The sequence below is a fragment of the Paenibacillus sp. FSL R5-0887 genome, from assembly GCF_038002305.1.
Lineage (GTDB): Bacteria > Bacillota > Bacilli > Paenibacillales > Paenibacillaceae > Paenibacillus_AQ > Paenibacillus_AQ odorifer.
Genome location: NZ_JBBOCE010000001.1, coordinates 3027176 through 3041130 on the forward strand (window position 1 = coordinate 3027176; position 13955 = coordinate 3041130).

Annotated in this window: 7 protein-coding genes; 1 reads left to right on the forward strand and 6 read right to left on the reverse strand. The window is 45.1% G+C overall.

Features of this window, described 5'->3' with window-relative positions:
* Positions 1-39: 39 nt before the first annotated feature.
* On the reverse strand, positions 40-2250 hold the full coding sequence (locus MKY14_RS13590) for a helix-turn-helix domain-containing protein (protein ID WP_081388275.1): 2211 nt from the start codon (positions 2248-2250) through the stop codon (positions 40-42).
* A gap of 338 nt (positions 2251-2588) precedes the next feature.
* Positions 2589-6527, reverse strand: coding sequence for a X2-like carbohydrate binding domain-containing protein (locus tag MKY14_RS13595; RefSeq protein WP_256716066.1), 3939 nt, complete (start codon positions 6525-6527; stop codon positions 2589-2591).
* A gap of 365 nt (positions 6528-6892) precedes the next feature.
* Here MKY14_RS13595 and MKY14_RS13600 point away from each other — a divergent pair, with 365 nt between their 5' ends.
* A complete protein-coding gene (locus tag MKY14_RS13600; protein WP_076308195.1) occupies positions 6893-7735 on the forward strand; it encodes a hypothetical protein in 843 nt (280 codons plus the stop codon).
* A 388-nt stretch (positions 7736-8123) separates the two neighbouring features.
* On the opposite strand, the gene MKY14_RS13605 is transcribed toward MKY14_RS13600, so the two are convergent.
* From MKY14_RS13605 to MKY14_RS13620, 4 genes are all read right to left on the reverse strand, one after another.
* Positions 8124-8360: a hypothetical protein gene (locus MKY14_RS13605; protein WP_175618952.1), complete on the reverse strand. Its 237-nt coding sequence runs from the start codon at positions 8358-8360 to the stop codon at positions 8124-8126.
* Positions 8361-9097: 737 nt separating this feature from the next.
* Positions 9098-11143, reverse strand: coding sequence for a carbohydrate-binding protein (locus MKY14_RS13610; RefSeq protein WP_076306416.1), 2046 nt, complete (start codon positions 11141-11143; stop codon positions 9098-9100).
* Between the two features lie 200 nt (positions 11144-11343).
* Complete coding sequence (locus MKY14_RS13615) at positions 11344-12327, reverse strand: glycoside hydrolase family 43 protein (RefSeq protein ID WP_076306415.1); 984 nt, start codon at positions 12325-12327, stop codon at positions 11344-11346.
* A 46-nt stretch (positions 12328-12373) separates the two neighbouring features.
* On the reverse strand, positions 12374-13933 hold the full coding sequence (locus MKY14_RS13620; protein ID WP_076306414.1) for a glycoside hydrolase family 43 protein: 1560 nt from the start codon (positions 13931-13933) through the stop codon (positions 12374-12376).
* Between the last annotated feature and the right edge of the window lie 22 nt (positions 13934-13955).

Consider the following 13955-nt stretch of genomic DNA (forward strand, 5'->3'; position numbering starts at 1 on the left):
CAAAGTGGACAGTGCAGCCTTATGTTATGGCCTATTTTTTTATTCATCCACAGATTGTCTATAGGCACTCGGGGAGACACCCATCAACCTTTTGAATGCGCGTCTGAAGGAATGTGAACTGTTGTAGCCCACCCGCACGGCAATCTCATCCACCGTTAATCCGCTCTCTTTGAGCAGGATGATGGCCTGATCCATTCTGACTTTTATCAAATGGTCGGAGAAATTAACACCCGTGACCTCTTTAAACAGCTGGGAAATGTATTTTTCCGGCCGCTCCACCTGTTCCGCCACCCGGTAAAGGGTTAGTTCCGTATCCGAATAGTTTTTTGCTGTGTAGTCCTTAATCTGCTTGATGATTTGAATATGAATATCTTTCTTTTTATTCGCAATGAGTCCGCACAGCTCTTCCATAATGTCAAAAAATTCGTTCTGGATCGTCTCAAGCGACTCTGATGAGCCAATGTCTATGACCCGCCGTTTGACACTCTCGATATCTGAATATTCGGTAAATGCCTTTTGATCCAATAGCTTGAGAAAAGTCCCCTTCATTTCCCCGACAAGCTGGTGCTTCATTTCGATGGATAATTCTCGCTGCTCCATATTCTGAGCAATAATCGCACGCACAATCCGTTTGGCTTCCTCAAGCTCTCCGGCTCGAATCGTGCTGATTAACCGTTGCTCCGAATCCAGCGGATAATAATAAGTTGTATTCTCAATTTGAGCTTCACTGCTCCAGATAATCCCTTTTTTATTCATATAAACAGCATATTCCAGTGCCTGCTTCGCTTGATCATACGAAAGGCTAACCTCTGTTACCTCTGTGAATAGATCCCCGAAGCCCGCCAGAATGGTAATGCGGTACTCATTAAAGACATTTGTAGCGAGCTCCTCCATCGTCTGGGTGATATTCGCTGCTTCCTGTTCCTTGTCAGCTCCGTCTTCCCTAGAAAAGAACAGCGTTACAACTTTATCAGAGCCCATATCCGTCATCAAGACATCCACGCCAAGATCAGCCAAGGTCTGTTTCAGCAGCAGCCGGGAAGCACTCAGCTCGTTCAGAATTTCAACACTGTCCATACCCGCATAACCGTTAATCTGAACAATTCCTACGTAGCCAGTACTCTGATTCATGCTGATATCCGCCTGTTTGGCGGCAGAGATAATTTCATCCCGCGTTTTGAATTCGCCGGCAATCAGCCGTTTCAGGAAGGCATCTCGGACCAGAGGAAGCTGGCGGTTAAGCTCGGACTCGAGCAGCTTATTTTTGGTAATCATATCGGCTATATTGCCGCTCAAAAAGTCAAATTCATTTCTCTCCGAGGCTTCTTCTTTGCCGAATTGCTCCTTCATGACACTGAGCATACGGTTGATTGGCGCGCTGTTACGGTAAGCTAATATCAGTCCGGCAATCAAACCGATAATTAGAGTGCCTCCCGTAATTTGTATGGAGATTCTCTTGATTTTGTTAGCATTCTCCATCAAAATATCTTGAGGAATCCCGGTCTGATACACCCAGCCATTGGAATCGGAACGGGTAGTAATCACCAGATCATCCTTATAAAACTGACTGACCTTGTTCTTATCAAAAGCTGGATCGTCGAGCATTTTGACCATTTTCTGCTCATCACTTCCTTGCAGAACAATCGTATTCCCTTTAGCATCACTAATATGCACCCAACCCCCATATCGCTCGGTCAGGCCTGAAAGCAGGCTGGAAATATTTTTTTCATCAATAATCACTACTGCGACAGCCGGCGAGGAATCATTAAAGCTATCCAAGGGGAGTGACTGCATATAGGTAATAACCGAGGTTTGCATCCCCCTGCTGACAAAATCACTAAGTGGCTTGATCTCGCTGCGGTGGGTTGTCTCAAGCACTTCTTTTCTCCAATCCTGTAACGAAAGATCCTTATAGTTGAAATTAGAATAGTAATGCTCCGGACGATAGGTCGAACCTGGGGTTAGGATAAGATTATAGTTGGCGAGGTAAATATAATAGTTTTGCAAAAAATCATTAGTCTGGCCGAAGGTCAAAACATTCCGCATCGTTTTCCAAATCCCATACACATTCGTCTCATTTTCACTTTCATTCATAAGAACATTTAGCTCCTGGTTGACCGCCAATTGCCTGGTAAAGCCTTCAACCTCCGCCATACGGCGCTCCAATATCTCCTGACTTTTCTGAAGCTGAGTGACTCCATTCTCAATCGAGATGGACTGTGTCACGGAGATCGAGGTTAGATAGGACATGTACCCGCCAATGCTGGGTATGACCAAAATGACCACATAAGAGATTAGAAATTTACGAAAGATATTGGAATATTTCAGCGTAGTTAGCCTCCCTCAATATGACATTTCGATAGCGCTATCATTACCATAGATTAAAACATTTTGCTTCATAGTCAAGGGTTTGAACTCACTTCACCCTCCTGCACCTCTTCAGAAATGGAAAAAAAACAGCGATCCACGCCGTTATCACTGCCTTTTATCGGCAATTCCGATATTTTATCTATAGTGCGTGGCCCTCCTGTCATTTAGAAAAAAGGGGCCAGTAACGGCCCCCCTTCTTCAATGCTTTGGCTAGACAATCAGTTCTTCTTCTGATCTCTGGCCTCTGATCCAGATGTAAAGACATGATCCGTCGAAGCTTCTTCAATATCGCCGAAGGCCCAATGCGTTGCCGGAACATCTGCCCACTGTGGATTTGTTACATTGGTTAGAGGACCTCTGCCCAAAGCCCTATTTATAACCACAACAGCTTCGGCACGAGTAAGCTTGGCATTAGGACGGAAAGTCCCGTCATTATAACCAGTCAAAATGCCCGTACCTTGGGCTTGCAAAATCGCCGCCTGTGCCCAATGTCCATTGATGTCAGAGAAACCGGAGCCCTTCTGCGTCGAATCCGTTCTAAGCAGGGTCACCAGACTGGCCATTTCTGCACGCGTCAATGGTTGATTAGGTTTAAAGGTGCCATCGCTGTAACCCTTCATTAGTCCCATCTTCGCTGCTTTAGTTATGGCATCAGCACCCCAGTAACCAGAAGGCACATCACTGAACACAACCCCTGCTCCAGTAGCTCCCTTCTCAGCAACATTGGCAAGAATCGTTGCCATCTCAGCACGCGTAATTTCGTGCTCCGGCTGGAAGAACCCACCCGGATAACCTTTGATATATGTGGTATGACGGATCGTATTAGACTCGCCATTTCCTGCAGATCCATCCTCATTTCCAGTTGCCGGAGTTGGCGTCGGAGTCAGGGCAGGTTTAGAAGATGGCTGAGCTGGAATGTATGAGCCACCCGAATCCGTTGATGTTGGTGTTGGTGTTGGTGTCGGTGTTGGTGTTGGTGTTGGTGTTGGACTTGGCGTTGGTGTTGGACTTGGCGTTGGTGTCGGAGATACAGCAGGACTCGTTGAAACTGTGAATTTCAATTGATCCGTCAGCATGAAATCACCAGATTTCTTCACAGCTTTAAGCGTGTGTATCCCGCCCTCCAATCCCGAAATACTATAAATTTCCTGACGGGTCAGGCGGCTCTGACTATACGCATTCACGGTTTGGACCCGTTGTCCATCCACATAAATATCCATATCACCTTGCTCTGGACCCATAGGTGTGATCAGGCTGATTCCGGTACCCTTGAAGGTATATTCAAAGAAATCACCGTCCACTGATGTGGAGTGAACATCGTTAAGATAATCTCCCTTCACAGTAAACTTAAGGTTCAGCGTCCCCACTGGCTGTGCAGCAAGATAAGATTTATTCAGTGTAACACGGTTACCTGCTACTGAATAATCAGTCCCGAGAACCAGATCATATAATCCGTTAGTAATACCGGCAAAGCTTTCCGCTTGCTGCAGCAATGTCACCTCAATATCTTCCTGAGCGGAAGCAGCTTTATCAAAGCTGGCAGCGATCGGATTAATCATATTCGGAATTTCTACCTTAAGCATATCAAGGAGCATAAATCTGCCTGATTTCTTCACAACCTTGAGCGTGTGCATTCCATCCGGTAAGCCAGAAATGCTGTAAAGGTTCTGAAGTGACATTTGTCCATGATGATAGGCACTGACGGTTTCCTTAAATTGATCGTCAACATATATATCCATATCACCCTGTGACTCATCTACCTCTGTGAACAGCTGAATCCCCGTTCCTCTGAAGGTATATTCAAAAGAATCACCATTCTGCTCCGTATATTGCACATCGTCTTTATAGTCACCCAATCCTCTGCCACTGCTGCGGTTCCAAGTGCCATTGTACTTAACTGTCGAATCATCGTTATTAATCATCACATAACGAATGCCTGTAGAATCACTAATTTGTATCGACAGGGTCTGTGGATCACCAGTGTTAAAAATGAAAATCAAGTCGGTTGTGCCTGCCGGCTGCTGCGCAAGGTATTGCTTATGAATGGTCAATTTATCATTCGTCACCGTAAAATCGTCTTCCGAAAGTGCCTCGCCATTATTTTCAATACCGCTCAGTGTATTACCATTCAAATTCAGAGTGACAGTAACATCCTCTTGTTGTTCTATTGCTTGGTCGAATCGAGCAGATGTCGGAGTAATGGTACTATTCTGTTCTCCTGCTGGAGTTTCTGTAGTCACCTTAAATGCGTCAAGCAGCATAAAATCACCTGAGCTTTTGACCACTTTAAGCGTGTGAGAGCCGTTAGCCAGTCCTGAGACACTGTACAGATTTTGCTGTACCTCTCTTGATCCTGTTTTATAAGCACTAACGGTCTGTGCAGCCTCATTGTCCAGCGTAATAATCACATCTCCCTGAGATTCATGCTTTTCGGTCAGCAGGTCAATGCCAGTGCCCGTAAAGGTGTACTCAAAGGAATCCCCGTTCTTCTCGGAATAATGCACATCGTCTTTATAATCACCCAATCCTCGAGATGAGCTTACCTGCCATGCGCCATTATATTTAATGCCGCTGTCATTATCATTAATGTAAACTACATTAGTGACCGTTGCCTTGTTCGCAGCAGACGAATTCTCAGACGGGTCAGTCCCATAGTTCGTAATATCCGATTGTGAAGCCATCGACGGAGCAGACGAGGAATCCTTGATCGTAATGCTCAAATCCTGCTTTCCTTCTAGCAGCTCTTTGCCGCCATTACGCTTCCAATCCCCGCTGTAGCGCATACCTGTATCATCATCATTGACTGTAGAGGTGCCACCTAATGCTGTAACTTTAAGCATCCGTGACGCATGAGGTTCAAGTATGCCTCCGCTAAATTCCTTCTCAAAGTCTCCCAGCTCAGTGTAACTCCATAAATCGCGAACGGAAGCCGGACCTTCAAGGCCGAGATCACTCCATTTGACTTTCACCTCCGCACTCCGACTGCCCAGATTGAACAGAGCTACGCTGTAAGTGCCATCTCCATTATTGGCATACCAAACCTGCTGCTGGGTATCCATAGATACCGGATGGCCTGGACGTCCTGCCTGATTTACGGCAATCACCTCATCATTGGTAAGCAATTCTAGACCATAGCTGTCCAGCCTAGTCATGTCATTACCTGTATACAGTGGTACGGAAGAGATTGACCAGAATGTCATCGCGGATTTCCGCTCGTCTTTGGTCAGACCATCCATAGATCCGTTACCAACGTTCAGGGAATCAAAATCATTCCAACCCCCAGGACCTGCATCCCTCCACCAAAGTGCTGCTTTGGGGAACAAGCGGGAAATACTCGGCCAGGCTGTCAGCCCACTGCCATCGTAAGCTTCCACATCCCAGTCAATTCGCCAACCGTTGGCATACTTTTTCCAGAAATCCACGTAATTGTGATCGAGCGCCCAGGACAGCTCAAACCAGATGTTATTTCTGTCAAAAGCCTTAGACCATGCCTCAACATCGCCGCGCGCATCACGGCTCAAGTTATCAATCCCCGAGCCAGGAGTCACGCTGTCAAATTTGACGAAATCAATGCCCCACTCGCCAATCATATCGGCAATAGAATCCACATACTTCTGGGCACATGGATTCGTGAAATCAATTTTATAAGTGTAGGAATTCCAATAATCCATAATGGTAAGCGGCTTGGCTGTAATGTCCTGTATGCGGCATTGGCCACCAGTCCCGTAAATCTCAAGATTCCGATTATAGGCATCGATGGATACCCCCGGAATCATATAGATTCCAATTTTCTGTCCATTATTATGAACATAGTCGATGACCTCTTGAAATCCGTTAGGATATAAGGTCTCACTTGGAATCGGTCTGCCGTATTCATCCATGTCGCCATTCCAGCCCGCATCAATATTGATGTATTCATATCCATGGGCTTGCAACTTCTCATGCATAACATCCGATTGTTTCTTAATGCTTTCGGCCGAGGTCCATTTACCTGCACCGTCGTACACCTGCATGCTGTAACTGCTCCAGCCCATATACGGCTTTTGCGCCATACTTTTCTCAGCTGCTAGTGCCACATTGCCCTGCGTTCCTGTGAAACCGAACTGCGCTGCTGCAATTATAAATACCAACAGGCTCATTCCCAGCTTTTTTCCCATTCGCTTCAAATTATCCTTACCCCCTCATGAAATGTGGTTAAAATTTCTTTGATAGCGCTTTCTTTACGGGATGATCATAAAGGAAGAACGAGTTCCACGATAGGTACATTTCCGCATTTTACGTACAAATAACCCAAAAACAAGGGGACAAATGAACAACGGAACAAACATTATTCCTCCAACACTAGAAACTTAAGGAAGATAATGTGAGCTGGATGTATTTTGAAAATTATTAATAAAGACCCTTTTGACCTTATGTAACGTGATGGAAATCACATGATTTAATGTAAAATAAATGAATAATTTAGAAATGAAATACAATTATCTTAATCGATGCATGATATGCTCTAGAAAGGGAGATAGGATTGAAGTTGGATTTGGAAGAGTTGAATGTGGATTCCTTGATTCAGATGCTTAAGGCATCATTTTCATTTGAGAATTGGGATGCCATGATTGAAATTGCAGACAAGCTACATGAACAAATTTCCATCATATATGAAAACAATAGTAACCTCATAAGAGGTCCTAAACTGAAGCGGAGTATCCCCTATTATTTTGGATATAGCTCATGCGCAAAAGGTATAGCACTACAAAAGTCCGGTAAGTTTGACGAGGCAAAACTATGTATTCAGAAGTATGCTGACCTTGGCTGGATAGGAGGTTTAGATGAAGAGGCCATTTATGAAGTCGAATATTACCGCAATATAGCAAAAGCCAATTCATACGTTATCGATCTGCTGGAAGGCAAAATGGGAGTGCTACATAAATACGTTGAGTTTATTAGAAAAAGTGATGATGAAGAATTATTGCCGGGACTCATTACAATCTTAGAATCTTCGATAATGCATGATTATTCCGTTGATTGGATTCTGAAGGAATTCAAAATCAATGTTGATGACATAGGAGAACATGAGACTATTGTGAATATCAAATACCATGAGGATTACATTTATTTGCTGGCGATGTATTACTATAAACAAGAGAATATGTACGATACAATCAACACTATTCTAGAAATCTTGTTATTAAGCATCAAGCTAGACGATGATACAGGCTTCAAAAAATCAGCAGCGCTCTTTGAACTCCTTAGAGACCACGCCGATCAATCACAACTCAAAGTGCATCACAATATCATGAAAACAATAATCGAAAAAGAGTTTACTAGGTCCTTCAGCTCGCGAATCGAGTTCAGCAAAATACACAGTTAAGCATCACGGAGGTCATCGTTGATTGGATTATAAAGTTGGTTATAAAAAAGGAGTGGTTCTCCGGTTGATGGGGGGAATCACTCCTTTAGGGTGTATTGGTCCCGGTCCATACGGTGCATTCTGCGGGATTTATACCGTAGATTTCTCGTTATATGCTCGATCTGGTGACATTCGCTCGATCAGCTGCGTTCTAAGGCATTTATGCCTCTTTTTTCGCCACATTCGCTCGATCAGCTGCATTCTGCGGGTTTATACCACTCATTTTACCGCATTCGCTCCATCCGGTAACATCCATCCACTCCATCCGTCACTTTCTAGGTCATTAATGCCTCTCTTTTCGCCACATCCCCTCGATCCGGTACATTCTGCGGGATTTATACCGTTCATTTCACCACATTTGCCCGATCAGCCGCATTCTGCGGGATTTATACCGTAGATTTCTCCGTATTCGCCCGATCAGCTGCATTCTGCGGGATTTATACCGTTCATTTCGCCACATCCGCTCGATCAGCTGCATTCTGCGGGATTTATACCGTTCTTTTCGCCACATTCGCTCGATCAGCTGCATTCTGCGGGATTTATACCGTTCATTTCTCCGCGTTTTGCTCGATCCGGTAACATCCACTCCATCCGCCACATTCTAAGGCATTTTTGCCTCTCTTTTTGCCACATCCGCTCCATCCGCCACAATCTAAGGCATTTATGCCTCTCTTTTCACCACTTCCGCTCGATCCGCAACATTCTAAGGCATTTATGCCTCTCTTTTCGCCGCATTCACTCCATCCGCAACATTCTAAGGCATTTATGCCTCTCTTTTCACCAGTTCCACTCCATCCGCCACATTCTAAGGCATTTATGCCTCTCTTTTCGCCACATCCACTCCATCCGCCACAATCTAAGGCATTTATGCCTCTCTTTTCACCACTTCCACTCCATCCGCCACATTCTAAGGCATTTTTGCCTCTTTTTTCACCACTTCCACTCCATCCGCCACAATCTAAGGCATTTATGCCTCTCTTTTCACCACTTCCGCTCCATCCACCTCATTCTAGGGCAATTTTGCCTCTCTTTTCACCACATCCACTCCATCCGCCACATTCTAAGGCATTTATGCCTCTCTTTTCACCACTTCCGCTCGATCCGCCTCATTCTAAGGCATTTTTGCCTCTCTTTCCGCTACATCCCCTCCATCCACCTCATTCTAAGACATTTTTGCCTCTCTTTTCGCCACTTCCGCTCCATCCGCCACATTCTACGGTACAACTCCCGCTCCCTTTTCGCCGCTTCCACTCCAGCCGAGGTCTATCTGCCCGCCCCAGCATAAAGGTTTTTCACTCCCCCTCAGAACCTCGCTTAATAAAATCACTTAATAAACTTGAACCCATTAAGATTCAATAAATATCCGCTAGAACCGGTAAATTTTAGATATACATTATGCGTGCCGGTGGCGCCGCTGATTGCACATGTTTTAGTCACCCAGGTCTGCCAGCCGCCTGTTCCCGCTACCGGACAAGTTCCAACCAGAGTTCCAGTTGAGCTGTCCAGTCTAATTTCGATAGTTCCTCCCGATGTACCGCTCGCTACTCTTGCTTCGAAACTTGTGGGTCCGACGCTTCCAAAGTTAACATTATTAAACGCGATATAATCGCCATTCTCTATATAGCCGACATTCTGACCGCCTTCGGAACTCGCTTCATTTTTCACACCAGACATGCTGGTATAACGTTCTGCTTCGATCGTCGAATAGGCATCATAATAATTTGTTTTTAACCACTCCGCAGTGTTCCAAGAAACTTTTGAGACCCCGGCATATTGATTTACTGTGGAGACAACGCCAGATAGAGGAACTGTTTTATAAGCATAAGGCAATTGCTCGTTATACCCATAAGTGAATGTAAAAGGTGTAGATGGCGGGTTTGATTTACTCATATTTTCAATTCCGACTATTGATGATGACCAAGCCCACTGGCCAATGGTTGCTTTGTTATTCCAATTCATTCCGTTAGTAAAGGCATTAACGCCATTATTATCCCAGCTGCTGCCTGTATAGGTTGTTCCGCTACTAGTTGTTACTGTAGAATTTACAATTAAACTATGGTTCATCGCATCCTTAAACAATACGTCAAAAGGTGCATTCATATTAGCAGTATCATCCCCTTGAAGCTCCGCACCAATCAGCGGTTCATTAAAAGCATTATAGACATTGGTGTCCCCCGCTATAGAAGCTCCATTTCTGGCGTTCATTCCACGCGATAATTTATCATGGCCATATTTGGAGATTGCAGTAACGCTGTCGAGTACATTCTGATGTGTAGAATTATCAAAAGAATTATTAAATAGATGCCCGACTCCTTGACGAATCATTGGCAGACGCGACCCAACATTTGTATAACGATTGTATGCTAAAGTTAAGCGAAGTCTTTGATTTCCATCTTTAATTTCCACACCGTTAGAACCCACATAATTCGTATAATCCTTGTCACCCGATCCTACCAAATGAACTTTGGAGTGATAGGCGGCATAAGCCATAATTTGATTTTTGGTAGCCCCTTCGTTACGCATTTTATAATAAAGGCTGGTGGAGGAGTTCAGTGATCCTGTTGCATATTTTTGCTCCATATATTCAATTGACTTATAAATAGAGCTACTAGTCGCTGGATTTTGAGCTGCCGCTAGACCAAATTCGTTCCAAGAATAAGTTACATTCGTTGAACCATTTTCCATATCAATCATTCCATCCGCGGCTATCGAAAACTTACAGTGGTCTATCCATACATTGTTTGCGCCATTTACCTTGATAAAAGTCCAGCCTACCTCTTTGTGCTCACCTGTATCATCCCATTGCCACATTTCATCAAAATTGAGATTTCTAATGACAATATCATTCACTGAGCTCTGCAATTTTAATTCTGCGTGTTTAATAGTTTTACCTGAAGCTGAAAAAACCGTTAATCCATCAATATTGGCTATGCTTAATTTGGATACACCGGAGGTTATTAAGAGTGGGTTCGTGAATCCGTTTGATGGATCAGGATATTTTGTAACAAAGCTATATTTTGAAATTTCAGTAGAATTTAGTGCTAATTCAGTCCACCCTAAGTTTAGATTATCTGTAACTTCAATAACTTTTACAGCACCACTGCCTGCATCCAAGATTGCTTGTAAAAACTCTCGGCCACTGCTGACCGTTCGATAATATGAGGTACCTGCATAACTGCTTCTATCTTTTACACCTAATGATGCAAAACCAGGAACTGATAAAAAACTGCTGTCATAACCCTGCTCAACCTTAGACGCGTTAGGAATTGTATTTACCGCTGCCGCCTCTGCTTTGCCTGCTAGATTAGAACAAGTTAAAGTCACCAATAAACTTCCCAGCATTAAACTACGTAGCACTTTTTTAATCATTTGATCCGATCCCTCCTACTTATTTTAGTGAAACGACCTTACCTGAATGATCACCCCCTTTAATGAAAGCGCATCCAATTATGATATAAAAAGATCCCCTCCGATTGACTGTGATTAGACTCATCTACCATGAGGTCTGTTTCCACTGCCTACCTGAGGGGAATCCTACAAAACCATTCCTTGTTGCCATACAAGTCTATCTATACTAAATTTGGATCGATCATTCGCAGCGTTCCGTCCGCATTATACTTTAATTCAGTAACCTTCACACAGCGCTTATGGCTCACACCGTCCGACAAAGAACTATCATGATAAAATAGGTACCATTTGTCCCGAAAGTTCACGATGGAATGATGCGTTGTCCATCCGATCACCGGGGTCAGAAGTGTGCCTTGAAACGTAAAGGGTCCCAGCGGATTGTCTCCAATGGCGTAGACGATTTTATGTGTGCTCCCTGTAGAATAACTGAGGTAGTATTTCCCCTCGTATTTATGCATCCAAGGACCTTCAAAAAATCTTCGTTCTTCATCGCCTGCCAGAATAGGACGTCCTTCAGTATCAATGATGGAGATTTCCATTAATTTGTCCTGAAAGGACAACATATCCTTGCTTAGCTTTGCCACGCGAGGTCCCAATGCAGGTTCGTGTGGAGCCGGCCCTGTGCCATCAGGCATGTAGGTATCCGTACTCCACTTCTCCAGCTGCCCCCCGCGAAGCCCTCCTAAGATCAGATAAACCTCGTCGTCATCGTCGTTGAATACGGCCGGATCAATGCTGAAGCTTCCCTCCATGTAATCCGCCTCCGGCGTAAAAGGTCCCGCCGGTGAATCCGCTGTCGCCACACCAATCCGAAACACCCCGCTGAGATCCCGCGCCGGAAAATAAAGATAATATTTGCCGTTTCGGAAGCCAGCGTCTGGAGCCCACATTTGCTTGGATACCCACGGGACATCCTTCATATGGAGTATTTCACCATCGTCTACGAATTCTGCTGACCTATCATCCATAGTTAGAACATGGTAATCCTCCATAGCATAATGATCTCCATCTAAGTTGTTGGGAACGCTGATTTCAAGATCGTGAGACACATAAATATATAGTTTATCCTCAAAAACATGAGCCGACGGATCAGCAGTGTAAATATGTTTTACCAGAGGCTCTTTCCGCTTCGAAACATTCAGCATAAGCTTCTCCTTTGTTTTGGGGTTATTCGGTTACTTGGTTATTCACTTACTTGGTGATTCGGAACCAATCGATATCAAGATATCCTCCATTGCCGGAACCTACGGCAAATAGACCTGTCTTAGCTCCCACCCAATGTCCTTCTATAGCTTGAAATGACTCTACAGGTACGGAAGTGAAGTCTGTACCCTCCAAGCTGTAGCCGAAATGGCAAGTCGCATCCTCTAATACCTCGACCCGCAGGAAGAGATTATCCGTGTCTATCAAAGGATATGACCACATTTCTGTCTCTCCCGTATCATCTCCTTGCATAAGCGATAGGGCTAGCATCCCCTTCAGTTCTTGATCCTCTAATCTTCGTACCACCAAGCAACAATAACGATAACCAAAAATCATCAAACCTCCGGACTCCCCTATTCCCAGGCCCGAAGGGTCAACCTTGCAGGCTGCTGTAAACGAAAGTGCTGGGAATTTCTGCAGCAAGAGCTGCGGACTATGGTATAGCCCTTTGTTGTCTACGGGTTTATGTTCAGCATTTAACCGAAGATAGCTCTCTCTTGCCTCGAGACTATACCAAGACGATTTGGGGTTAGACTGCCACTGCCACTGCAATCCAAGCGTTGAAGACTCGAAATCGTCAGAAGTTGCAGGCACTGACACTGCGTATGCCTTCCCGACCTCAGGCTTTCGGTAACGTATCACTGGCACTCCAGCTCCATCGCTTGCTTGAAGCTCTCCCATCAAAGGCCAGTCATCTACCCAGCTGACCGGCTGCAAATGAACGACCCGGCCATAAGGTCCTTTATCCTGGAAATGGATAAACCACGATTCGCCCGAATCCAGCTCCACTAGTCCGCCTTGATGCGGGCCGTTTACTGAGGTCTGCCCTTGTTGCAGAACGATTCGGTCCTCGTAAGGGCCCCAGATGTTTCGGGAACGGAACACTGTCTGCCATCCGGTTGCCACGCCCCCTGCCGGAGCAAGGATATAATAATATCCGTTGCGCTGGTATAACTTTGGTCCTTCCAGAGTCGGATGATTTTCGGTTCCATCATAGATAATCCGGCCTTCGTCCAGCAGCCCTTTACCGTCAGCGGACATTCGGCACAGCCGCAGCTTGTGCTTAATGCCGCTGCGGCTCTTCGCATAGGCATGAATCAAATACGCCTGTCCGTCCTCATCCCAGAAGGGACAAGCATCAATTAAGCCTTTGCCTGCCTGAACCAGATGCAATGGCGTCCATTCTCCGGCAGGGTCCACCGCCGAAGTCATCATGATGCCGACATCTGGATCGCCATAGAAGATCCAGAACTTCCCGCCATGGAATCTTAGGCTAGGTGCCCAAATGCCATTGCCATGCTGCGGACGGTCATACCCCTCCAAGTTCATCTCCAGCACAGCATGATTGATGATTGCCCAATTGACTAAGTCCTTCGAATGCAGGATCGGCAATCCGGGAATGTGCCCGAAGCTAGAAGCGGTCATATAAAAGTCATCACCGACGCGAATTACGTCCGGGTCCGAATAGTCCGCATGCAGGATTGGATTGATATAAGTTCCGTCTCCCTGATCTGAAACCCAAGGCTCTGCGTATTCTCCAAGATTCATGTAGTAATCCTCCCCACGTCCT

What these genes read in the sequence shown, in the direction of transcription:
- MKY14_RS13620 (WP_076306414.1), bottom strand. Translation starts at nt 13,933, where the DNA reads ATGAATCTTGGAGAATACGCAGAGCCTTGGGTTTCAGATCAGGGAGAC.
- MKY14_RS13615 (WP_076306415.1), bottom strand. Translation starts at nt 12,327, where the DNA reads ATGCTGAATGTTTCGAAGCGGAAAGAGCCTCTGGTAAAACATATTTAC.
- MKY14_RS13595 (WP_256716066.1), bottom strand. Translation starts at nt 6,527, where the DNA reads ATGGGAAAAAAGCTGGGAATGAGCCTGTTGGTATTTATAATTGCAGCA.
- MKY14_RS13590 (WP_081388275.1), bottom strand. Translation starts at nt 2,250, where the DNA reads ATGTCCTATCTAACCTCGATCTCCGTGACACAGTCCATCTCGATTGAG.
- MKY14_RS13610 (WP_076306416.1), bottom strand. Translation starts at nt 11,143, where the DNA reads ATGATTAAAAAAGTGCTACGTAGTTTAATGCTGGGAAGTTTATTGGTG.